General features: G+C 57.8%; 23 protein-coding genes and 1 tRNA gene. 5 read left to right on the top strand and 19 right to left on the bottom strand.

Going from position 1 to position 23,358, the window contains the following annotated elements:
- Positions 1-2: 2 nt before the first annotated feature.
- The 4 genes from ACW4YW_RS14230 to ACW4YW_RS14245 form a co-directional block, all read right to left on the bottom strand.
- Positions 3-809, bottom strand: a complete 807-nt coding sequence (locus ACW4YW_RS14230) for a DUF4198 domain-containing protein (protein WP_457138153.1) — start codon at positions 807-809, stop codon at positions 3-5.
- Between the two features lie 31 nt (positions 810-840).
- Positions 841-1,356 (bottom strand): DUF2271 domain-containing protein, encoded by a 516-nt coding sequence (locus ACW4YW_RS14235; protein ID WP_457138154.1) that lies wholly within the window; start codon positions 1,354-1,356, stop codon positions 841-843.
- Positions 1,357-1,366: 10 nt separating this feature from the next.
- Positions 1,367-2,023 (bottom strand): PepSY-associated TM helix domain-containing protein, encoded by a 657-nt coding sequence (locus tag ACW4YW_RS14240; RefSeq protein WP_457138173.1) that lies wholly within the window; start codon positions 2,021-2,023, stop codon positions 1,367-1,369.
- Between the two features lie 226 nt (positions 2,024-2,249).
- Positions 2,250-2,334, bottom strand: a tRNA-Leu gene (locus tag ACW4YW_RS14245).
- Between the two features lie 33 nt (positions 2,335-2,367).
- Between ACW4YW_RS14245 and queA the strand changes: the two genes are divergently transcribed.
- Together queA and ACW4YW_RS14255 are read left to right on the top strand one after the other, a co-directional pair.
- Positions 2,368-3,396 (top strand): tRNA preQ1(34) S-adenosylmethionine ribosyltransferase-isomerase QueA, encoded by a 1,029-nt coding sequence (gene queA / locus ACW4YW_RS14250; protein WP_457138174.1) that lies wholly within the window; start codon positions 2,368-2,370, stop codon positions 3,394-3,396.
- Between the two features lie 99 nt (positions 3,397-3,495).
- Positions 3,496-5,106 (top strand): inorganic phosphate transporter, encoded by a 1,611-nt coding sequence (locus ACW4YW_RS14255; RefSeq protein ID WP_457138155.1) that lies wholly within the window; start codon positions 3,496-3,498, stop codon positions 5,104-5,106.
- Positions 5,107-5,119: 13 nt separating this feature from the next.
- Here the strand turns inward: ACW4YW_RS14255 and ACW4YW_RS14260 are convergent, their stop codons facing one another.
- The 4 genes from ACW4YW_RS14260 to ACW4YW_RS14275 all read right to left on the bottom strand — a co-directional run bounded on the left by ACW4YW_RS14260 (position 5,120) and on the right by ACW4YW_RS14275 (position 9,086).
- Entirely contained in the window at positions 5,120-6,226 is a 1,107-nt protein-coding gene (locus tag ACW4YW_RS14260) for a hypothetical protein (protein WP_457138156.1), read from the bottom strand.
- Positions 6,227-6,235: 9 nt separating this feature from the next.
- Complete coding sequence (locus ACW4YW_RS14265; protein ID WP_457138157.1) at positions 6,236-6,862, bottom strand: lytic transglycosylase domain-containing protein; 627 nt, start codon at positions 6,860-6,862, stop codon at positions 6,236-6,238.
- Positions 6,862-8,583, bottom strand: coding sequence for a proline--tRNA ligase (locus ACW4YW_RS14270; protein ID WP_457138158.1), 1,722 nt, complete (start codon positions 8,581-8,583; stop codon positions 6,862-6,864). Before ACW4YW_RS14270 ends, ACW4YW_RS14265 begins: the two co-directional genes overlap by 1 nt.
- 95 nt (positions 8,584-8,678) lie before the next feature.
- Positions 8,679-9,086, bottom strand: a complete 408-nt coding sequence (locus tag ACW4YW_RS14275) for a hypothetical protein (protein ID WP_457138159.1) — start codon at positions 9,084-9,086, stop codon at positions 8,679-8,681.
- A gap of 248 nt (positions 9,087-9,334) precedes the next feature.
- Between ACW4YW_RS14275 and ACW4YW_RS14280 the strand changes: the two genes are divergently transcribed.
- Positions 9,335-9,865: a hypothetical protein gene (locus ACW4YW_RS14280; protein WP_457138160.1), complete on the top strand. Its 531-nt coding sequence runs from the start codon at positions 9,335-9,337 to the stop codon at positions 9,863-9,865.
- A 76-nt stretch (positions 9,866-9,941) separates the two neighbouring features.
- Here ACW4YW_RS14280 and ACW4YW_RS14285 read toward each other — a convergent pair whose 3' ends face one another.
- The 8 genes from ACW4YW_RS14285 to ACW4YW_RS14320 all read right to left on the bottom strand — a co-directional run bounded on the left by ACW4YW_RS14285 (position 9,942) and on the right by ACW4YW_RS14320 (position 16,978).
- Positions 9,942-10,451 (bottom strand): TPM domain-containing protein, encoded by a 510-nt coding sequence (locus tag ACW4YW_RS14285; RefSeq protein ID WP_457138161.1) that lies wholly within the window; start codon positions 10,449-10,451, stop codon positions 9,942-9,944.
- 3 nt (positions 10,452-10,454) lie between these two features.
- On the bottom strand, positions 10,455-11,327 hold the full coding sequence (locus ACW4YW_RS14290; RefSeq protein WP_457138175.1) for a TPM domain-containing protein: 873 nt from the start codon (positions 11,325-11,327) through the stop codon (positions 10,455-10,457).
- Positions 11,328-11,345: 18 nt separating this feature from the next.
- Entirely contained in the window at positions 11,346-11,939 is a 594-nt protein-coding gene (locus ACW4YW_RS14295; protein ID WP_309564334.1) for a LemA family protein, read from the bottom strand.
- 113 nt (positions 11,940-12,052) lie between these two features.
- Positions 12,053-13,048, bottom strand: coding sequence for a uracil-DNA glycosylase family protein (locus tag ACW4YW_RS14300; RefSeq protein WP_457138162.1), 996 nt, complete (start codon positions 13,046-13,048; stop codon positions 12,053-12,055).
- Positions 13,049-13,058: 10 nt separating this feature from the next.
- Entirely contained in the window at positions 13,059-13,520 is a 462-nt protein-coding gene (gene rimI, locus ACW4YW_RS14305) for a ribosomal protein S18-alanine N-acetyltransferase (RefSeq protein WP_457138163.1), read from the bottom strand.
- Positions 13,517-14,212 carry a tRNA (adenosine(37)-N6)-threonylcarbamoyltransferase complex dimerization subunit type 1 TsaB gene (gene tsaB / locus ACW4YW_RS14310; RefSeq protein WP_457138164.1) on the bottom strand — a complete coding sequence of 232 codons (696 nt, stop codon included), beginning with the start codon at positions 14,210-14,212 and terminating at the stop codon, positions 13,517-13,519. The genes rimI and tsaB overlap by 4 nt, the downstream gene beginning before the upstream one ends.
- Before the next feature lie 10 nt (positions 14,213-14,222).
- A complete protein-coding gene (locus ACW4YW_RS14315; protein ID WP_457138165.1) occupies positions 14,223-16,163 on the bottom strand; it encodes an ATP-dependent DNA helicase in 1,941 nt (646 codons plus the stop codon).
- Positions 16,164-16,249: 86 nt separating this feature from the next.
- Positions 16,250-16,978 carry a peptidase gene (locus ACW4YW_RS14320; protein ID WP_457138166.1) on the bottom strand — a complete coding sequence of 243 codons (729 nt, stop codon included), beginning with the start codon at positions 16,976-16,978 and terminating at the stop codon, positions 16,250-16,252.
- Between the two features lie 137 nt (positions 16,979-17,115).
- Between ACW4YW_RS14320 and ACW4YW_RS14325 the strand changes: the two genes are divergently transcribed.
- Both ACW4YW_RS14325 and ACW4YW_RS14330 read left to right on the top strand, forming a co-directional pair.
- Positions 17,116-18,156 (top strand): NADP(H)-dependent aldo-keto reductase, encoded by a 1,041-nt coding sequence (locus tag ACW4YW_RS14325; protein ID WP_457138167.1) that lies wholly within the window; start codon positions 17,116-17,118, stop codon positions 18,154-18,156.
- Positions 18,157-18,311: 155 nt separating this feature from the next.
- Positions 18,312-20,387, top strand: a complete 2,076-nt coding sequence (locus ACW4YW_RS14330) for a TonB-dependent siderophore receptor (protein ID WP_457138168.1) — start codon at positions 18,312-18,314, stop codon at positions 20,385-20,387.
- Positions 20,388-20,499: 112 nt separating this feature from the next.
- Here ACW4YW_RS14330 and ACW4YW_RS14335 read toward each other — a convergent pair whose 3' ends face one another.
- From ACW4YW_RS14335 to ACW4YW_RS14345, 3 genes are all read right to left on the bottom strand, one after another.
- Positions 20,500-20,826, bottom strand: a complete 327-nt coding sequence (locus tag ACW4YW_RS14335; protein WP_457138169.1) for a hypothetical protein — start codon at positions 20,824-20,826, stop codon at positions 20,500-20,502.
- A 38-nt stretch (positions 20,827-20,864) separates the two neighbouring features.
- Complete coding sequence (locus ACW4YW_RS14340) at positions 20,865-21,323, bottom strand: hypothetical protein (RefSeq protein ID WP_457138170.1); 459 nt, start codon at positions 21,321-21,323, stop codon at positions 20,865-20,867.
- Positions 21,324-21,334: 11 nt separating this feature from the next.
- Positions 21,335-23,358: phospholipase effector Tle1 domain-containing protein (locus ACW4YW_RS14345; RefSeq protein WP_457138171.1), on the bottom strand; the 2,024-nt coding region annotated here is incomplete at its 5' end.

Raw genomic sequence — 23,358 nt, forward strand, 5'->3', positions numbered from 1 at the left:
GCCTATTGCGGCAATACTTCTAGCGTCAGCACATAGGCCAGGCTGCGCTCCTTGGCCACCTTGGTTTGCACCTTGTTGTCGGTATAGTCCGCATCCAGCCAGTAGAGGCCGGCTTCGGGCAGGGCTATCGTCACCTTGCCATTGGCATCGCTCTTGAGCTTCTGCTCGCCCTTCTGGTTGCGGTAGCGGGTCTGGCCCTTGATGACCTCGACCTCAACCCCCGCCGCCGGCTTGCCGTCCACCAGGAATTGCAGGGTCAATGGCTCGCCCGCCACCAGGTCGTTCGGATGCGTGCCGGCCACAACCTCCAGGCCGCGCCCCGTTGTCTTGATCTTGCTCGGAGAGCCCACGGTCACGTAGGTTTCGAGCCGGTTGGCGATTTCCGACACCTTGAGGTCCTTGGCATCTGCAGGCACGCGCTGCTGGAACTCCTCGACAGAACCCATGAAACGCTTGGGCTGGTCGCCATCCTTCCAGAAGGCGCGCACGCCTTCTCGGTACAAGGACAAGCGGTAGGTGCCGTTCTTCTCGAAATAGGCATCGAACGTCGTACGCAGCTCGCCCTTGCTGACATTGGCAGGCTGCAGCAGGCTCTCGTCCGGTGCGACGATCTTCAGTTCGTCGATCTGCAATGGGCGGTGGTTGAAGTGGAAAGGATCATTCGAAACCGCAGCGTCGAACGTGACGAACTGCGGTGCGGACAACACGGTGCTCGATGGCAGCAGCCAATATCCGTGCGCGTGGACGACACTTGCGCTCAAGGCCGCGACAGCAGCCAATGCATATTTTATAGACTTTATAGATTTCATATCGATCAGGATTCCGTTGTCATGTGGGCATTCAAGGCTTCAGTTCCAGGCTAATCGCGCCCAGCTCCGACTCGCCACTGGCTTTCAGGGTTTCCGCCTTTTGCACCGGCCACTTGAATGGGACGCGCACCAGTTCGCGGTCGCCTTTCTCGCGCGAGGCTTCGACTACCAGGTTGTACTCCCCGGCAGCCAGCTTCTCCAAGGGCGCCTTGCCTTCGGTATAGGAAAGCGTATGCTCGCCCACCGGCTTGGTTGCGCCCGAAACGCCGTCCAGCGGCATATTCACGTCGCGCCCGCCCTTGCGCCACCATTGGCGCAAATCCTTGAGCCACTTGGTGCCCTTGTTGTCTGCCTTGTCCTTCGCATACCAGACGGACAAGGTGGTCGCGATATCCTGGTTGGGGGTTTCCACCCAGATCGCCACATAGGGACGGTGGTACTCGGCGGCGTTGATCCTGGGGATCGTCACCTTGACGTCCAGCCCGGCCGCATGGCTGGTACCGGCAAACATGGCCGCGAGCAAGGCCGGAATTACTGCGTATCGCATCAAGCTCTCCTTAATGAATGAATAATATTGCCAGAATGAGGGGCAGAACCAGGCCCAGGCCCACCAACGGCCAGGTAAACGGACGGTTGCCCGCGTGCATGTGCAGCAGGCACAGGCCGGTGATTGAGAACACCAGCGCCATGACGGAAAACACATCCAGGAACCAGCTCCACGCCAGCCCGGCATTGCGCCCCTTGTGCAGATCGTTGAAATAGGAAACCCAGCCGCGCTCGGTCAGCTCGTAATTCAATTCGCCGCTTTCCCGGTCGATCACCACCCAAGCATCTCCGCCCGGGCGCGGCAGGGAAATATAGACCTCGTCCTCCGACCATTCCCCGGCCCCTTCACCCGCCTCGATGCCCAGCGCGCCTGCCATCCAGTCCGCAATCACCTTGGGCAAGGGCGCGTTGTCAGGTTGCGATTGCTGCAGCTTCGGCAGCAATGGGGCGGGAAGCTGTCCGTTTTTCTTGGTGACCACCGGCTCGGACTCGATCCGGCCCGCATTGTTGAGCGTCAGGCCGGTTGCGGCGAATAGCAGCATGCCGACCAGGCAGATGGCGGAACTGATCCAGTGCCAGCGATATAGATGCTTGAGCCAGAATGAGCGTGTCTTTTGAGCTTGGTTGCTTTGCATGTCAACGTACGAACGCTGGCGAGCCCGATAAATGAGAACTTATCTCATTATAGCAAAGACTATCGCCTCGACCGTATCAAGCATGACGCCTGCACGCAAAAGAATGTCGGATAAATGTAAAGAAGTGTAATGAAGCGAAGGCAAGTTGCCGTAAGCTCCGGTATAATCCGGCCTCCGCCAGACGGCAGCATGCCGACGCGGAAAAAGAACGACCAACTTACGGAACAACAAGGGATTTTTTAGGAGAATATTGCCTGATTGGTGCCGGGGGGGGGACTCGAACCCCCACACCTTGCGGCGGCGGATTTTGAGTCCGCTGCGTCTACCAATTCCGCCACCCCGGCAACAAGGCGTGCATTATAGCAACCCTTATGACAATGCGCACTACTGATTTCGATTTTTTCTTGCCTGACGACCTGATCGCCCAATTTCCCGCCAAGGAACGCAGGGGAAGCCTCCTGCTTCACCTGGAAGGCAATAGCGGCCGGCTGGCCGACCGGCTGTTCCTCGACTTGCCGGATCTAGTTGAACCGGGCGACCTATTCATTTTCAACGACACCCGCGTCATCAAGGCCAGGCTGCATGGCGAAAAGCTCAGCGGCGGCAAGGTAGAGGTTCTCGTCGAGCGCGTTACCGGGCCCTTCGAGGCGTTGGCCCATGTCCGCGCCTCGCGCGCGCCCAAGCCCGGCAATATCTTGCGCATTGCGGATGCTTTCGAGGCCGAGATGGTAGGACGCCAGGATGACCTCTTCCATTTGAGGGTCCTGGGCGACATACCGCTGCTGGACTTGCTGGAGCGGCACGGCAGCCTGCCCTTGCCGCCCTATATCACGCATGATGCAGAAAGTGCCGACGAAGAGCGCTACCAAACCGTGTATGCCCGCGAACCAGGCGCCGTAGCCGCTCCCACGGCCGGCCTGCATTTCGACAATGCCATGCTGGACGGGCTGAGAAACCTGGGCGTCAATATCGCCTACGTCACCTTGCATGTCGGCGCCGGCACTTTCCAGCCGGTGCGCGTGGACAATATCAGCGAGCATAAAATGCATAGCGAGCTCTATTCCGTGCCGCAAAGCACCGTGGACCTGATACAACGGACGCAGGCCGACGGCGGCAAGGTCACGGCAGTGGGCACGACGGCGTTGCGCGCACTGGAAAGCGCCGCACGCTCCGGAGCATTGCAGGCGGGCCAGGGAGAAACTGACATCTTCATCACGCCGGGCTACCGCTTCAAGGTGGTGGAACGCCTGCTCACCAATTTTCACCTGCCCAAGAGTACCTTGTTGATGCTGGTTTCCGCCTTTGCGGGCGTGGAGCACATCCGCACCGCTTACGCCCATGCCGTGGCCGCCCGCTACCGTTTCTTCAGTTATGGGGATGCCATGCTGATCGAGCGGCAAGACTAGGAGGATGCGACAAGCACACATCAATGACGCATGAATGTCATGAATATGTCATAATGCGCCAGCACAATGCTGGCTCTTCCAGCGAAAACCCAACTCTTGATGAATACCAAAGCGTCGCACTCAAGCAAACCCGTCAGTAGTCGTCCGGAGCTGAGCCTGAAGCCCAGCCTCATTACCCAAATTCTGTTTTTCGGCACCTTGTTTGCAGGGCTGTTATTCACCGTTGCCAGCCTGAACCACGACGTCAGCAACTCCGACACGTCCCCCACCACCTGGCTGCCTTTCATCCTGCTGGGCGTGGCCCTGCTGATTGCGCTGGGTTTCGAGTTCGTCAATGGCTTCCATGACACCGCCAACGCCGTCGCCACCGTCATCTACACGCACTCCCTGCCTGCCAATGTAGCGGTAGTCTGGTCCGGCTTTTTCAATTTCCTTGGCGTCATGGCTTCCAGCGGCGCCGTGGCGTTCGGCATCATTTCCCTGCTGCCGGTGGAGCTCATCCTGCAAGTCGGCTCCGCCGCCGGCTTCGCCATGGTGTTTTCCTTGCTCATCGCCGCCATCCTCTGGAACCTGGGCACCTGGTTCCTGGGCCTGCCTGCCTCCTCATCGCACACCCTGATCGGCTCCATCATCGGCGTCGGCGTCGCCAATGCCTTGATGCATGGCCGCGACGGCACCAGCGGCGTGGACTGGGCACAGGCGAGCAAGGTCGGTTACTCACTGCTACTCTCGCCACTGGTCGGCTTCATTGCCGCAGCGCTCGTGCTGCTCGCGCTGCGCACCATCGTCAAGAACCGTGAGCTTTTCCGTGAACCCAAGGGCAACAAGCCGCCGCCGGCCTGGATCAGGGGCATCCTCATCCTGACCTGTACCGGCGTTTCGTTCGCGCACGGTTCCAATGACGGGCAGAAAGGCATGGGCCTCATCATGCTGATCCTGGTGGGTACCGTTCCCATGGCATATGCGCTGAACCGCGCCATGCCTGCCGACCAGGCGGTCCAGTTTGCCGCGGTGGCGCAGGTCACCCAGGCTGCACTGCAGAATACCGCGCCCGGCGCAGCTCCGAACAAGCCGCTGGAAACCCTTTCCGTCTACATCCGCACCAAGGAAGCGACGCCTGAACTCCTGCCCGCGCTGGCGGCAGTCACCGGCAGCATCGGGGAGCAAGTCAAGGGCTACGGCAGCCTGGCCAAGGTGCCTGCGGATGCGGTCGCCAACGTGCGTAACGACATGTACCTGACTTCGGAAGCCATCCGCCTGATCGACAAGAATCCCGAAGCGGTGCATTTGGATGCCAACACCAAGGCCAACCTCATGGCCTTCAAGAAGGAAATCGACAAGGCCACCAAGTTCATCCCGCTCTGGGTGAAGATCGCGGTTGCGATCGCACTCGGGCTGGGTACCATGGTGGGCTGGAAGCGTATCGTGGTCACCGTGGGCGAGCGCATCGGCAAGACCCACTTGACCTACGCACAAGGCGCCTCGGCGGAAACCGTCGCCATGCTGACCATCGGCGCAGCCGACCTCTACGGCTTGCCGGTATCGACTACGCAGGTCCTGTCTTCCGGCGTGGCGGGCACCATGGCCGCGAACCGCTCCGGCCTGCAAATGGGCACCATCCGCAACCTGCTGATGGCCTGGGTGCTGACCCTGCCCATGGCGATGCTGCTTTCCGGATCGCTTTACTGGCTGTTCTCGCAGTTTATTTAATCGACTTATTCCATCAAGACTCAAGGCCAAGCCGCCTGGCAATCCAGCCGGCGGCTTCGCGATTGCCGCGCGGCGCTACCCGCTGCGGTTTCGGCGCATTGAGCATTTCCAGCAGGCTGCCGGCAAAATTCCCGCTTGCCAGCCGGCCTGCATCCACATGCAGGCAGCGACCGTTCACCCGCAACCAGGAAATGAGGCAATCCTGTTCCGGCCAGCCGTCGCGCGGCACATACAGTACGGGAACGCCATGGCAGGCCGCCTCGACGAATGTGCCGTAGCCAGGCTTGGTCAGCACGAGATCGCTGCTCGCCAGCAGGGTGGAGAAATGCATCCGTAGCGGCTCCTGCGCATGGAAATCTGCACGCTTCACGCCCTGCATCCAGGCTTGCGGCAATAACCAGTGCACATCTGGCAATCGCGGAAAATCGGCAGGATTCACCTGCGTATTGATACCGCCCATGCCGACCAATACCAGCTTATGCTGCCTGCCGTGCTGCAGCCCGATTGCTTGCAGGATGGCGGCACGTTTTTCGTGCGCCATATCCGCAACCGGTCCCACTGCATGGCAATCCAGCCACGGCATTTCCATGGAAGGCTCGATACGCAGGAAACCGCGCGCGCTGGCATAAGCAGCGCGCATTTGCTGCTGCACGTGATCAAGAGCGGGGTCGGCTGCGTAATGGCGGAGGATGTCCGCCCAGTTCAGCGAGCACATGGACAAAGCGGGCAGGCCAAGCGCCGCAGCCAACGGCAGGTAGGCCACGTTGCTGAGCACGGCATCCGCATGCTGCGCGGCGATCCATGCGGCCTCGGCCTCGACCTTTATGTCCCAGTCTGCATGGAAGTCCAGGTAGGCGGCGACGCTGGCCGCCATATCAACCTCTAGCGCTGATTGCATTAGCATGCCGAAATCGGCGCGACGGGACTCATATATAAATGGGACGTGAATGCGCGAGCGCAGGAAACCTTCGCCGACCGCGCTGCAAACCACCAGTGCCAGATGCGGCTGGTCCTGCACCAATTGATTGAGCACGGGCGCAATCTGCGCCACATGCCCATAGCCATGGCCGGAAATATAGACAAGCAGGCGGCGCTTGTTACGGTCAGAGCCAGCTGCCACTATGGCTCCCTAGTTGAATGCCGTTGCCGTGACCGGCACGGCGGGCGGTTGGTAAGTCCAGGACTTGCGCCAGGCATTGACGACGAGGTTGGGATATTCCGGCCTGCCCAGGCTGCCGTTGTAGCGACCCAGGGCACGGTAGAGGTCGCCTTTCTCGATATCGAGGTAATGCCGCAGGATGGTGCAGCCGTAGCGCAGGTTCAGGCGCATGTGGAACAGGTTGTGGTCATTCGCACCGATGGCCTTGACCCAGAACGGCATCACCTGCATATAGCCGCGCGCGCCGACCGACGACACCGCATACTTGTTGAATGCGCTTTCCACATGGATCAGCGCCAGGACCAATTGCGGGTCCAGCCCGGCCCGCGTCGCCTCGTAATGCACGGTACGCAGGAAATCCTCGCGCATCCGCATGTCGGGAATCCGTTTTTGCAACCGGTTGGACATCATTTGCAGCCAGGCCTCCCCTTCCTCCTGGCTGGCGGCGACCAAGCGCGGCGCCGCGCTGTCGCTGATCGAGCGCTGCATCATCGCACGCACGCTGTTGGACAGGGGTTCTTCCTTCTGCGCGCCGGCATAAGCCGATATGCTGGCGCACCACAGGCTGGCGAACAACAGTAAGCCAGCCCGCTGCATCAGAGCGCCTTCCTGATCACGGACACGATATCCGCCAGTGGCACGGTCTCGGCACTGGAAGCGGTACGTGGCTGGTATTCGACCTGGCCTTCCTTCAAGCCGCGATCGCCGATGACGATACGGTGAGGGATGCCGATCAGCTCCAGGTCGGCAAACATGACGCCTGGACGCTCGCCGCGATCATCCAGCAGCACATCGATGCCTGCTGCGGACAGCTCGTCATACAGCGCATGGGCGGCAGACTGCACGGCCTCGCTCTTGTCATAGCCGATCGGCGCAATCGCCACCGAGAACGGCGCCATGGCTACGGGAAAGATGATGCCGCGCTCGTCGTTGCCCTGCTCGATCGCAGCACCGACGATGCGCGATACGCCGATGCCGTAGCAACCCATTTCCATGAACTGCTTCTGGCCGTTTTCATCGAGGTAGGTCGCTTCCATGGCTTCCGTATACTTGGTGCGCAACTGGAAAATGTGCCCGACCTCGACGCCGCGGCACAAGCTGATGGAACCCTTGCCGTCCGGGCTGGGGTCGCCTTCCACCACGTTGCGGATATCGGCCACCGCCACGGGCTCCGGCAGGTCGCGGCCGAAATTGACGCCGGCCAGGTGGAGTTTAGGCTTGTTCGCGCCGCAAACAAAGTCGTTCATCACCGCCACGCTGCGGTCTGCCACCACCTTGACCTGCTCGGAAACGCCTACCGGGCCGATAAAACCGGGCGGGCAATTGAGATGGTCGCGGATTTCCTGTTCGGAGGCGAAACGGAAACTGGACAGGCCAGGCACCTTTGCGGCCTTGATTTCATTCAGCGCATGGTCGCCGCGCAGCAGCAACAGGTAAAACTGGGGCTTGCCGGACTCGTCGGTTGCCACCACGGCAATCGACTTCACGGTCTGCTGCAGCGTGATGCCGAGCAATGCCACCACGTCCTCGCAGGTGGTCTGCTTGGGGGTGTCCACCTCGCGCAGGGCTTCTTTCGCCTCGGCTCTTGGGTGTGCTGGAGCCAGCGCCTCCGCCAATTCCACATTGGCTGCGAAGTCGGAGCTCTCGCAATAGGCCAGCGCATCCTCGCCTGAGTCCGCCAACACATGGAATTCATGCGAGCCGTCGCCGCCGATGGCGCCGGTATCCGCGCGCACGGCACGGAACTTCAGGCCCAGGCGGTTGAATACGTTGCTGTAGGCCTGGTACATGGCGTCGTAGGTCTGTTGCAGCGATTCCAGGTTGGTATGGAAGGAGTATGCGTCCTTCATGACGAACTCGCGCGCGCGCATGACGCCGAAGCGCGGACGGATCTCGTCGCGGAACTTGGTCTGGATCTGGTAGAAGTTCAGCGGCAATTGCTTGTAGGAACGGATCTCGCGGCGCGCGATATCGGTGATCACTTCTTCGTGCGTGGGGCCGAAACAGAAATCACGCTCGTGACGATCGCGGATTTTCAGCATCTGCGGACCGAATACCGCCCAACGGCCGGTTTCCTCCCACAGCTCCTTGGGCTGCACGGCCGGCAGGAGCAATTCCATCGCGCCCGCACGATTCATTTCTTCGCGCACGACGGTTTCCACTTTGCGCAACACGCGCAGGCCCAACGGCATCCAGCTGTACAGGCCCGAGCCCAGGCGCTTGATCATGCCGGCACGCAGCATGAGCTTGTGGCTGGGAAGCTCCGCCTCTTGGGGCGCTTCTTTTTGTGTTGCTATGAAAAACTGTGACGCACGCATGTTATCGCTTCTTGGAAATTTCGGATGCTGCGAATTCTATCGGGAAACGTGCGCCGCGTCAGCCGCAATGCGCTGGCCAAGAGCTTGAGCAGGCCTTATGCGACAGCGGCAGTATTCTCGACCAGGCTATAGAGCTTGTCCCGCAACGGTACGAATTCGGGTTCCTGGTCGACGACGTAGTAATTCGCCGTCTGGCCGAAACTGAGGTTCACCGCGTACCCGAGCGCAATCGAACGCGCCGGGAACGGGCCCCACGCCACGATGCCGCGCGTCAGGCTGCCAGATACTAGGATCACGCGGGACTGCAAGGGAATATCGCCATATTGCGTTGACTGGGAAGACGGGATGAGGTCGACGAACTGGTGGAACAGCTTTTCCCCGTTGTCGGTGACAGGACCGTCCAGCTGGTCCAGGTACTGCTCGATAACGGCCTGGTCTTCGTCTTCGTATACGCCGACCAGCCTCATTCCCTTGATGACACTACCTCTAAATAAGGCTTTCATTTTATTGCCTTTCCATGGATGGTATCCATTTAATATAACGGCATGCCGCGACAAAAGCTGAGGACGGCATGCTGGCGGTCTCGACTTTTGGCCTCGACCGCCCCTTTCCCACCAAACGACAGCACTCATGCGCTTGCTGTTTTTTTATGGGCACTCACCACAATACCAAAAAACTGTTATAACCTTATTGCCGCATGGCATATCGCATGCAAGCATGTACAACATAGAAAGATTGACGCCGTACCGCTATGACAACACTCACTTCATCTGAATGGGCCGCCTGGGTCCAGGCCATCGGCTCCGTCGTTGCCATTTTCGCCGCCATCGGTATCTCTGCCTGGCAAAACTATGTGGATACCCGTCGCCGCAGCATGGAACAGCGCGGCTATTCCAAACGGCTGATGTCGGTCACCCACAAGATCGCCTACGACATCTATTTGACATTGCACAATATCGAACAGTTGCGCAGCAACCCATTAAAAAACGAAACCCGGCAGATGCGCGACTTCAACCGCAGCAAGCTGGGCCGCCTTGAACAGGCTTTGCACGCCATTCCGCTGCACAACCTCGGCACCATTACCGCCGTCGAGCAGGTCATGATCATCTTCTCGCAAATCGAGGCGGCGAACACGCTGCTGGCGCCGGAGCCTGCGGACATGAAGCACCATATCGACCATGTGCCGTGCAGCGAGATCTACGGCCGCGCCTGGCGCCCAATTGTCGAAGCCTGCCGAGTCGCCAGCTACACATTGCGCGGAGAGGTGCTCAACTACACCTAGCCGGGCGAACAAAGCCTTTCACTACTTTATATATATGGCTGTGTTTACAGTTCTTAGTGCGGGCCTAACCAGGCCTCTACAATACCACGGGCTTGTTGGATAGCTCGTTCTTGTCATCCGCCGTTGCGGGAAAATGCTGTTGCAAGGACTTGCCGATTTCCGTGATGGCATAGACCACGCCTTCCTCGAACTGCCCCTGGCGGAATTTCTCCTGCATCACCTTGATGATGCATTCCCAGCCATGCTGGCCCAGGTGGCGGTTGATGCCGCGGTCGGCCAGTATCTCGACGTCATGGTCCGCCATCAGCAGGTAGATCAGCACGCCGTTGTTCTGCTCGGTATCCCAGATGCCCAACTGCGAGAACAGCTGGATCGCCCGATGGCGCGGCGTGACGCCGCGCAGCACGGCCAGAGGATGCAGGTCGCCCTCGACGACGAAGCGGATTTCGCCGTCATGCGTTTTCTCGCTAGCGGCAATCGCCTGCTCGATGCGCTGCAATGCAGCAGCAGGGAAATGCCGCCGTACATGCCACGGGGTATTGAATATATGCGCCAGCAGCCGCAGGAGTGTATGTCGCTTCTTCATGCCTTACCAATCGCCCGAGGCGCCTCCTCCTCCAAAACCACCGCCGCCGCCAGAGAAACCGCCTCCGCCCCAGCCGCCACGGCCGCCGCCAAAACCACCGCCGCCGATCGGCACGCCGCCCATGGCGGAGCCGACCATGGTGATGAAGAATGCGACAAAACCCAGCGCCGCGGCAAACAGCAGCCCGCCGCCGAACAACATCACCGCGCCGCCCACCAAACTGCCATTGATCGCGCTGCCGAGGAAATTGCCGAATATGGCGCGTAACACGCCGCCGAGAATCAGGCCGCCGAATAGCAGTAAGGGCAGCATTTCACCAAACCCGCCACCGCCTTGGCCACCCTGAGCCTGCGGTTTGGGCGGCGCAGGCAGCCCTTCACCGGCAATCAGGCGCGTGATGTAGCCCAGCGCCGCATCGATGCCGCCATAGAAATTTCCCTGGCGGAATGCCGGCGCCATCACGTCGGACACGATGCGCTTGGCAATCACATCGGGAATCGCTCCCTCGAGGCCGTAACCCACCTCGATGCGCATCTTGCGGTCATCCTTGGCCACCAGCACCAGGACGCCGTCGTCGACTTTGCCGCGCCCGAGCTTCCAGGCTTCCACCACGCGCATGGAATATTGCTCTATCGCTTCCGGCGCCGTGGTCGGCACCAGCAGCACTGCGATCTGGCTGCCCTTCTCCTGCTCGAATTGCGCAAGCCTGCTTTCCAGCGCCGCCTGTTCCTGCTGGCTCAGAGTGCCTGTGAGATCCGTCACCCTGGCGGTCAATGCCGGCACCGCCACCTCATCCGCATGGACGCAGCCGGCAATCGCCAGCCATAACCACAATAGCGGCGCCAACAGCCTGGTGTATGAATGCTTGTTCAACAAAACCGACACGCTGCCCTATTACTTATCGAAGCTGACAGCGGGCGCCTTGGAGATTTCACTTTCATTCTCCACCGAGAAGTTGGGCTTGGGCTGGTAGTCGAACATCTTGGCGGTCAGGTTGTTGGGGAACTGGCGCACGGCGGTGTTGTAAGCCTGCACGGACTTGATGTAGCGGTTACGCGCCACTGTCACGCGGTTCTCGGTGCCTTCCAGCTGCGCCTGCAAGTCGCGGAAGTTGGCATCCGCCTTGAGCTGGGGATAATTCTCGGCCACGGCCATCAGGCGCGAGAGCGCAGAGGTCATCTGGCTTTGCGCAGCCTGGAAGCGCGCAAATGCCTGCTCATCGTTAAGCAGTTCCGGCGTTGCCTGGATGCTGCCCACCCTGGAGCGCGCATCCGCCACCTGGGTCAGCACTTCCTGCTCGTGGGAGGCATAGCCCTTGACGGTGTTCACCAGGTTGGGCACCAGGTCGGCACGGCGCTGGTATTGGTTCAGCACTTCCGACCAGTCCGCCTTGACCTGTTCATCGAGGCTCTGGAAAGTGTTATAGCCACAACCGCTCAAGGTCAGCACCATCAATAGCGCCGCCAACTTCAACCAGATTTTTTGCATGTTCTATCCCTTCGTTCCAAGAATCAATTCAATCCACTGATGAAGCGCCTGGCAAAACTTAACGAAGCGATTTCACCGGACGCTCTAAACACGGGCTCATGCCCATCATTAAACTAAGCTGAAGATGGGGGCGATGCCGCCGATTGCAAGCCCCGCATGGTTTCCCGCGCGAAGCACAAGTCGTCCCAGGCCTTGGCCTTGTCCGGCATGTTGCGCAACAGGTAGGCCGGATGGTAAGTGATGATCACCGGCACCCCGTGAAAATCATGCAGCTTGCCGCGCAAGCCGGCAATGCTTTTGTCGCTGGCAAGCAGCGACTGCGCCGCGAACTTGCCCAGCGCGACAATCAATTTCGGCTTGATCAGCTCCACCTGGCGCTTGAGGTAAGGGTCGCACTTCACCACTTCCTCGCCATGCGGATCGCGGTTGGCAGGCGGACGGCACTTGAGCACATTGGCGATATAGACATTCTCGCCGCGCTTCAGTGCGATGGCGGCCAGCATATTGTCGAGCAATTGGCCAGCCGGACCGACGAATGGTTCGCCGCGCCTGTCCTCCTCGGCCCCGGGCGCCTCGCCGACGAACAGCCATTCCGCATTCGGGTCGCCGACGCCGAACACGGTTTGCGTGCGTTTCTGTGCCAGGTCGCACGCTTCGCATTCCGACACGCTCTGCTGCAAGGCTTGCCAATCCATGGCCATGATGGCGGTTCGCCTGTCGCCCTGCGGAGCGGAAACCTCGTCTTCGAACAATGGCGGTACGACGCTGTCACCGAACTCCGGCCATGACTGCATGGCTTCGAAATATTCCGGATCGGGCTGCATATCGCCAGCCTCATGATTGCCTGCCTCGGGAATGGGCTCCGCTTGAGCCGCTATCGGAGCTGGCGCGGTTTCAACCGGGCCAGGCGCCTGGGTTTGTAACGGCTCACTGGCGACCTCGCTGGCAGAAGCGTCTGCCCTCGCCTCTACCGACTCAGGCTCAATTGCTGCGGCCTCGCGCCGCTCATCCTGCGGCTGACCTGCGGGCGGCAATACTGCCGGGTCACGCAAGCGCCAGACCGGCAATAACTCCAGCTCACGCAACATATCCTCGCGGCTCAGGCCCATGACGCCCCCCTCACAATGCAGCTCCCATCAGCACGGCATCCTCGCGCCCCTCAGGCGCGGGGTAATAACCGCGGCGGACCGCCATCTCATTGAAGCCCATGCTTTCGTACAAGCTCAGCGCCGCCTGATTGGAGGGACGCACTTCCAGGAACATGTTCAGCGCGCCATGCTGACGGCCGATATCCATCATATGGGCCAGCAGATTGCGTCCATAGCCCTTGCCCTGCCAGGGCGACGCGATGCTGATATTGAGCAGGTGCGCTTCATCGAGCACCAGCATCATGACGGCATAGCCGAAAAGATCGCCGTCGCGCTCATATACCCAGCAGCTATGGCCGGCGCTCAGCGAGTCGCTGAAGTTGCCGCGCGTCCAGGGGTAAGGGAAAATCGTCGGCTCTATTCTGGACACGGTATCCAGGTCTGCCGCCTGCATGGGCCTCAGTCTGGCCTCGGGCTTCAGCACGGCGTTCATGCGCCGGCCGCTCTGGCTTCGCGCTCGCGCGTGGTCAGCGCGACCTTGTTGCGGATATAGAAGGGCGCGGCTTCGCTGGCCGGACGCCCCAGGCCGGCTTCAAACCCGGGCAATGCCAATCGCGCAATCGCCACGGCACGCGGATAGGCCTGGGGAAGACACTGCGCCAGTTGCCGGCCATAGCACTGCTCCAGCGCTTGCGCATAAGCCTTCCAGCCGCTGCCGATCCCGGTCCAGCCCGCGCCCTCGATTGCCGGCACCGCATCCGGCGCATACAGTCCGGGGGCAATGACTTCCTGCCAGCCTGCCGCTGTTTTCTCATAGGCAGCGTGGTACACCTCGCCCATGCGCGCATCCAGGCAGGCGACCACCCTGCCGGCGCCCTGGGCATCCTCAGCCAGCGCCAGCAAGGTGCTCACTCCGATGACGGGCAGCCCGGCCCCAAAGGCCAGCCCCTGGGAGACGCCGCAACCTATGCGCAAGCCTGTGAACGAGCCGGGGCCTGCGCCGAAGGCAATGCCGTCCAGGTCGCGCAACCCGACGCCCGCTTCGTCCAGCAGCTCGCGCAGCAAAGGCAGGATACGCTGGGAATGGGACTGGCCCGCCAACAGCTCGCGCTCGGCCAGCTTGCCATCGAGCAGCAAGGCCAGCGACAGGTATTCCGTAGAGGTATCTAGGGCGAGGAGTTTCATGCCGGATATATCACGCCGGATCAAGTGGGGAAGAAGCGAAGAATTCTACTACATCTTCCACGTTGCGCGTCCGCCGCATCGGCGGCAGGCTCTGCCAGATGCGGCGCCCGTAGGGCTTGCTGATCAGACGCGGGTCGCAGATCATCAGCACGCCGCGGTCGCGTTCGTCGCGGATCAGGCGCCCCGCTCCCTGCTTGAGGGTGATGACGGCATAGGGCAACTGGTACTCCATGAAGGCGTTCTTGCCCTCGGCGTTCATCTTGTCGATGCGTGCCGCCAGCACCGGGTCGTCAGGCGGCGCGAACGGCAGCTTGTCGATGATCACGGCAGAAAGCGCTTCGCCGCGCACGTCGACGCCCTCCCAGAAGCTTTGCGAGCCCACCAGCACGGCATTGCCGAGCTGGCGGAAGCGCTCCAGCAGTTCGCTGCGCGCGGTGTCGCCCTGCATCAGCAGCGGATACTCCAGCCCCTCGGCCGCAAAGGCATCCTTGAGCAGCGCATGCAATTCGCGCATCGCGCGCAGGCTGGTGCAGAGCACGAACGCGCGTCCGCGGCTGGCCTTGATGACCGGCAATGCCATGGCGGCGACGGCAGCCGCATATCCGGCGCTATTGGGCTCGGGCATGCCCTGGGGCACGTAGAACAAGCCTTGCCGGCCGTACTCGAACGGGCTGTCCCAGTGGCCGGTGGTGGCCTCCTGCAGGCCCATCTGCGCGAGGTAATGGCTGAAATCGCTTTTTACCGCCAAAGTCGCGGAGGTGAAAATCCAGCCGCGCGGCTGGGCATTGAGCTGCTTGCTGAACCCTTCGGCCACGGAAAGCGGCGTGGCATGGAGCTGCACCGACTGGCTGAACACTTCTACCCAGCGCACCAGATTGGCATCGGCGGCGGCATGCCAGCGTTGCAGCAAGGCCTGCAACGCAAGCGCGCGCTGCCAGCAGTTGTCGACGGCGGGATCGCGTTCCGCCTGGGTTTCCAGCACGTTCGCCAGCTCGGCGAGCTTTTCCTGCATCGTCGCATAGGCGGCTTCGAAGTTGCGCAATGCCAGGGCTTTCTGCACCGGCAGGCGCGCGCCCTCGTAGGCGAAGATCAGGCGGAAATCGCGCACGGCTTTTTCCAGCGCGGCCGTCGCCTCCGGCAATGCCGTGCAGTCTTTGACCGTGGTGAGGTATTCGTTATGGGAGTCGCGCGCCAGCTCCATGAGCTGGCTGGTGGAATAGCCCTCGCCGAAGAACATGCCCGCGACTTCGGGCAACTGGTGGGCTTCGTCGAAGATCACGGTGTTCGCCGCGGGCAATAGCTCGGCCACGCCCTCGTCGCGCAGCATCACGTCGGCAAAGAACAAATGGTGGTTCACGACCACCACGTCCGCTGCCAGCGCGCGTTTGCGCGCCTCCATCACGAAGCAATCCTTGTAGAAGGCGCATTCCTGCCCCACGCAATTGTCGCGGGTGGAAGTCACCGCGGGCCAGACGGTGGCGCTTTCGGGCACCGAAGTCAGCTCGCTCTTGTCGCCCGTGGCGCTGTTCTCGGCAAAGGCCTGGATCTTGTGGACATAGGCGGCGTCTTCACGCGAATAGAACTTGCCCTCGCTCATCGCGCGCTGCAGGTGGAAATGGCAGACGTAATTGGCACGCCCCTTGAGCATGGCTACGGTGACCGGCACCTTGAGCGCGTCGCGTACGGCAGGCAGGTCGCGGTTGAACAGCTGGTCCTGCAATGTCTTGGTGCCGGTGGAGATGATGACCTTGCCGCCCGACAGCAGCGCGGGCACGAGGTAGGCGAAGGTCTTGCCCGTGCCGGTGCCGGCCTCGGCTACCAGCTGGCGGTTATGCTTGATCGCCTCGGCGATCGCCTGCGCCATTTCCTGCTGTTGCAGGCGCGCGCGATAGCCTGGGATGGTTTCCGCCAACGGGCCTTGCGCGGAAAATACATGGTCTAGGTCGCTCAAGCAGGACTTTCAGGGTGATCTATCGAAAACCCTGACATTATACTGGACTTGCGGTTGGATTCCGTGCGGTTCTTGACCGCGGCACATCAACACCAGTCGGGGTTAGGCAAAGCGGCAAACACCTCTCGCAGGCCGTCAGACCAGCCCTGACGTATGGTGTTGTAGTAGGGATCGCTTTCGGTAAGGCGCTGCCTGCAATCCGCATGGAAGCTATCCGTGCGGTAGATCAGCAAGTCGATCGGCGCGGCAACCGAGATATTGCTGCGTATGGTCGAATCGAAGGAGATCAGCACGCACTTCACCGCCTCCATGATGTCGCTGTCGTGGGTGATCACCCGGTCGATGATGGGCTTGCCATACTTGGTTTCGCCGATCTGGAAGTAAGGGGTTTCCTGGCTGGTTTCGATGAAATTGCCCGCTGCGTAAATCGAGAACAGCTTGGGCGCCTCGCCCCGGATCTGCCCGCCGACGAGGATGCTGGCGTTGAAATCGGTGTTATGGTTCTTCAAATGCTCGTGGTCGAGCTCATACACCACCCGCAATTGTTCGCCCACTAGCTGGGCGGCATCGAACATGCTCGCGACATTGTGCAGGGTCGCGCCCTCGTTGAGCTTGATCGCGTCGCGCAAACGGTTGATCACAGCCTGCGTGATGGCAAGGTTGCCTGCCGTCATCAAGGTAATCACCCGCTCGCCCGGCACATCGAACACGCTCATCTTGGGGAACACGGCCACTTGGTCGACGCCGGCATTGGTACGAGTATCGGACGCCAAGACCAGACCCTGGTCGAGCAACAAGCCTACACAGTAAGTCATGCGGAAAACACGGTGATTGAGTTGGGTTCATCATACGCATGCGCGCAGGGCTCGACAATACCACGAGGGGAGTAGTGCCACCCGCCTACGCAAAATGACGTACACTTGTCCTTTTCAGACAGATCCAGGCCAGTCACATGGAATACCGCAAGCTAGGCAAATCAGACCTCGACGTATCCGCCATCTGCCTGGGCACCATGACCTTCGGCGACCAGAACACCGAAGCCGAGGGCCACGCCCAGCTCGATTACGCGCTATCGCAAGGCATCAACTTCATCGACACCGCCGAGATGTACCCGGTGCCGCCCAAGGCAGAGACCTATACCCGCACCGAAAGCATTATCGGCACCTGGCTCAAGCGCCAGCCGCGCGACAAGATCATCCTCGCGAGCAAGGTAGCGGGCGGCAACCGCAAGCTCGACTGGATCCGCGGCGGCCCTAGCGCGGTAGACCGCGAGAATGTACGGTCAGCCATCGAGGCATCGCTCAAACGCTTGCAGACCGACTATCTCGACCTCTACCAGATCCATTGGCCGGAGCGCAATGTCCCCATCTTCGGCCAATACCAGTTCGACCCCGCCAAGGAAACCAAGGCCTGGGTGTCGATCCAGGAGCAGTTGGAAACCCTGGCCGAACTGGTGAAGGAAGGCAAGGTACGCTACGTCGGCGTTTCCAACGAGCAGCCGTGGGGCGTGATGGAATTCCTGCGCGTTTGCGAGCAATACGGATTGCCGCGCATCGCCTCGATCCAGAACAGCTACAGCCTGCTCAACCGCGGCTTCGAGTTCGGCATGACCGAGATTGTCTACCGCGAGCAAGTGAGCCTGCTTCCCTACTCGCCCCTTGCATTCGGCCATCTCACGGGCAAATATATCGACGACCCGCAGGCCAAGGGCCGCGTCACCCTGTTTCCTGGCTACGCCCAGCGCTACACCAAGCCCAACGTCACCCCTGCCAGCGCAGCCTATGCAGGGCTCGCTCGCAAGCATGGCCTCAGCCCTGCAGAACTGGCCCTGTCGTTCGTCTACCACCGCTGGTTCGTGACCAGCACCATTATCGGCGCTACCAGCCTGGACCAGCTGCAGGAAAATATCGGCGCCTGGCAGAAGCCGCTTTCGCAGGACATCTTGCAGGAAATCGAGGCGATCCACCTGCGATACATGAACCCTGCGCCTTAAGCTTCCCGGCTTTCAGTCATCAGCAATATCCCTCATAAACCCTGGCTTGGCCAGGGTTTACATCTGCACGACTTCACCCCATAATCAAAAATGATAAGCAATACTATTAACTAGAGAATTAACCTCTTTATGAGGCCTAACAGGGAGTAAATAATATGCGCCAGCGCAACATCGCTCCACGACTCAAACTAGCCCTGCAACTGCTGCCCGTGGCAGGCATCTACCTCAGCCAACCCCTGGCCTTCGCACAAGAAGACCTCAATCAAGAACTGAATCAGGCCGCACTGCCAGTCCTCACCGTAGTAGGCTCCGCCGACAAAACCGGCGACAACTTCAAGTCCACCGCCCAATCCGTTTCCATCATCAATGAGCAGGATATTAAGGACATCGGCGCAAATAAAAAACTGGACGACTTGCTGTTATATGAAGCTGGCGTTCTGGCCCAGCCATTTGGCATGGACAACAAATCTAACTGGTTCAGAGTTAGAGGATTTGAAGCCAATACCACCCTGGACGGCACCGCTATATCTAACAACAGCTTTTTCGTATGGGAACAGGAAATCTATGGTCTGGAAAAAGTCGAAATCCTGAAAGGAGCAAATTCGTTCAATTACGGTGCCACCGATGCCGGCGGAACAATTAACCTGGTGTCCAAACGACCCAAAGATATTGAGCAAGGTGAAATCAATTTCAGCATTGGCAATTTCAGCCGAAGAACCGTGAGTGGAGATTACAACGGCATACTAAGTGAGCTGCATGGTATTCGCTACCGTCTGGTCGGCCTGTATTCCAAAGGCAATTTCTTTAAAGACCATACTGGCATGGAGCAATATTATTTTGCTCCCAGCATTGCCTGGGATATTACAGACCGCACTAGCCTGACGATACTAGCTAGCGCACTGAAAAAGCAAGGCACTCCCACTAATGGCTTCATGCCTGGCTATGGCTCCTTGATTGCTTCCTCTTACGGCAAGATAGGCTACGATACCAACCTGGGTGAGCCTAGCCGCGATTATTTCGAGCGCCGCCAGCATTCCATCGGCTACGAATTCAGTCATGATTTTGGTCAGCGTCTGAAATTCACCCAGAATTATCGATATGGCAAGATGGATCACAACTTCCTGGGCGTATTTGCCTATGGTTTGACAGATACTCAACTCATCAATCGCGGATACGCCTATCTTAATGGACAATCCACCGTGCATAGCGTGGACAATCGCCTGAGCAAGACTTTTGTGTTTGGGAATATCGAGAATACAACCATGCTAGGGTGGGACTACAAGCGTAGCCGTGCGGATGCAGAAAACAATGGCTTTGGTGCAGTCCCTCCAATTGAACGTAATCCTGTATATGGGGCTCCATTCACAGTGACTGGAAACCCTTATGAAATCAGGCTTAAACAGGAAGCTACTTATATCTTCAATAAATTCAACTGGAACGACATTGTCTTGGTCAACCTGGGCATCAGGCGGGACAACTACGACAGCAGCTCCTATGTCAGCCTCACTCACAACTCAGACAAAGGTGACAAAAATACACATAACGCCAGCATCATGGTAAATACGCCCATCGGCTTGTCTCCATATGTTAGCCACTCTACGTCATTCAATCCCCAAGTAGGAGCTGATGGTAATGGGCGCGCATACAAACCTTATAGCGGCAAACAATTAGAGCTTGGTTTCAAATATGAACCGACTTGGATCAAGGGCAGCTTTAATCTCGCATTTTTTGACCTGAAAGAAGAAAATGCTTTGATATCGGATGCATCCAATGTCCAGACTCAGGCTGGAGAACGCCGCAACCGCGGTATTGAACTGCAATCTGACTGGCTGATCAATGACAACTTGTCTGCCAAATTCAGCTACACCCGCAACAATGCAGAGTATGACTTGGATGCTGCACAAACACTGAGAAATCCACTCCTGCCGGATCATCAAGCTGCCGCCAAGATCAGCTACAAACATACCCAAGGCACACTGTTGAACGGCCTCAAGCTGGGTCTGGGAGTACGCTATAACGGCAGTACTGAAGACGAGCGCTATTATCCCGGCTATAAAGTATCGTCTTATACCCTGGTCGATGCCATGGCAAGCTACCCGATCTCAGAGCACTGGAACCTGCAGGTCAATGCCATCAACCTGCTGAACAAGGAATACCTCAGCGCATGTGACTACTATTGCTATTACGGCACCTCTCGCACCGTGGATGCACAGCTTAGCTATCACTGGTAACCGAAATGGGGAAATGGCTGGAAGCAATTTGTTATCCAGCCATAATGGGATATGGTCAGGAATATATCGCGATTGATAGTTTCAAATCTGGAGCAAAGACCACTTTATAAACTCAAATTCGGAAGATAGTACTGACACAACCTGGTAATTGCACAATCAATACTTGAGCGGCTTGCAGTTGGCGTAGCGGGTCATCTGGTGAACAACGAACGCTGCCGGGATTATAGTTGTATTGGTAATTGGGGCGGGCGATGATGCCGGTGATTTCGTCACGCACCAGGATCAACCCTTGTGCATCGCTGGTGTACTGGATGCTGCGGTTGCCGCCATGGTCATAGGCGCTCTCCAGGTGGCCGTTGATGTCGTAGCGCAGGTCGGCATAGCCGGATTTCCATTGCTGCTGGTTGCGACCCAGGCTGGCGTTGTAACCGGAGATCAAGTCCTCCTCTTTAATTACACGCCCAAGCTTAGTTTAAATTAATAAAACCTTGTGCGCTCTATACCTAGAGGAGTATATCTTTCCAGATATCCCTGAACAGAATCATACATAATCACGAATGCCACAGTTTTATTTTTAACTGAGGCTGGTAAGTGTCCTTTAACCGGTACCTTGGCTTGATGTGATATTCCATCAAGGGTTTCCCATGAAATCTCGAAATAATCTGGGACAGGCATAAATAATTTGTCATTTACGAATGAGCCTGGAAAGTATGCTTTTGGAATAGAGTTTTCACTACCGCCTAATACACCATATGAATATCGAATATTTTTGATTTCTTGAATAGATTTATCAACTTGTAGATTAAACCCATGATAAACCTGCTCAACCCCATCACTATCAGTATAAGAGGTACTCACACAACCTGATAATTGCATCATTAATGCTCCTATAAACAACATATATGTTGTTCTGACCAAGGTGTTGAAAGATTGCATATGGATTATCCTCAATGCATATATTTGATCGCACGTTGCTGTGCAGGATCATTGACAAGATTGATAAAGGAGGAATTCTTGATGAATCTGGAGTCATAAATTACAGAGCTGTCATAATTGGGCAATTTCGCAGCAGGGAGTGGTGCTAATGGCACACCTGCTTTCTGTAAGTAGGCATAGGCTAACTGGAGATTCATGGCGCCAATCCCATTCCGATCATAACTGCCTCCACCGATATTGGTATGAGCCCCATATACTGGCATTTCTATCCATCCTTGAGGAGATTTTCCTGATGAATTAAGAATACTAGTCAATTGGAAAGTACTGCGGTATTCATTGATGGCCGTAAGATGCAGGCCTTGCACGCTTTGCGAAGGAATGGATTGGTTAAACAAGCTACCCATGCCAGTATCCACTGTATCGAACAGTACAGAAACTCCAATATTAGCTTGGCCTTTGGCAACAATATATTTGTCATATTGAATACCGTTTTCCGTCATCAGTGGGGTTCTCATTGTTCGTCCAGAGCTCAATAAAGGTATACCTTCATTCACTAATCTATTTTGCAGAATCCTTGCCACGTTTGCACCTCGACTGAAACCCACACTTCCAAATACAAATTCGGCATCAGGATTTTGTCTATAAATTTCATTTACTCTATATACGGTTTCTAAATAGGCCTCCTCTATTTGCCTCATTACTCCTGTTCCTGAAGCAGAGTTCAAGCCTCCTACATCAATGTCTGAACCTACACCACTCACATAAATTGATCGTACTCGACTATTTTGGGACTGCTGAATTAATTTACGTAACTCATAAACATTTGTCGGTATAGCCTGCTCTGGATTATTTCTTGTACCATCCGTATGAATCATGATCAGATATTGATTGGGTTTGTTGGGATCAAGTACCTGCTTGATATCCATGGCTTCAATTTGTGCTAGTTTATTTTGGTAGTCTTGCAAGACGACACCTGTTGCTCGCAATCCAGGTGTTCTTTCTGTGTCCAGTCCATAGATGGTCTCGTTAGTGACTAGCTTGTAACTATCGAATGCGATATCCACAAGATTTGAAATATCAATACGTTCTCCCGTAAATGAAGTGTTGCTGGCAAGGTTGAAGCTGATTTGCGATATGTTTTCCTCCAATACGCCAATATTGCTCCATGGCATATTTGTACTATCAAGCGCAATGCCTGGCTGTTGGGCTTTGCTGAGTTCTATTTTGGTTCCAGCAGCTTGATTATTTGCAGCTCTGTTCTGTATTAAGTCTGTCAATGTATCTGCCGCCACCTGCTGCCAGTTGAGCCTACCGCCTTGCACTGCCACTTGTGTCAAGGCAAATGATCCTGCACTCACCACAGCGCGGCCCAGGTCATCACCGAATGTGCTACCCACCGGCTGTACTTGGCCTTGTGCATTAAATTGGGTCAATCCCATCCGGTTGGTGGTCGCGGTTCCGACTGCAGCACCAATTCCTGAGATTGCAACGCTGCTCCAACTGAAGCCTTTCTGGCTGCCGGTGATGTTGCCTATGCCTTGGTTCACGACATTGCCCACCATGCTGCGGGCGGCAATGGCTCCATAGTTGCCGAGGGCGTTGCCTGCCACTTTCCCTATGCCTTGTGTCAGGCTTTGCATCGGGCCTGTACCCAGCAATCCAGAAGTCAAACCTGCAGTGGCAACCGCTCCCCAGGAGAAACCTTGTTGTACCCCCAATGCATTACCCGCAAGCTGCCCGGCAATAGAACCAGCGGCCCCTGCCAATGCCAGTCCACCGAAGCTCAATGCACCACTGGTACCCAGTGCCGTTGCACCAGCTCCCATGGTAGTGCCAAAGCCTGCACCAAACCCTACGCTAGCCACGCCAGCCGTATAGATGGTCGCCACGATTGCCACCACCATGACGATAATGCCGCCCATCCCCCCGCACTTGCCCTTTTTCTTCTTGACATAAGGCACTGGTGCCGTCGGCAAGGTTGGGCTGGTATCCCCAATGGCTTCCCCTGCACTGTAGGGACGGAAGGTGGAGCTAT

Source organism: Methylobacillus pratensis (assembly GCF_054072455.1).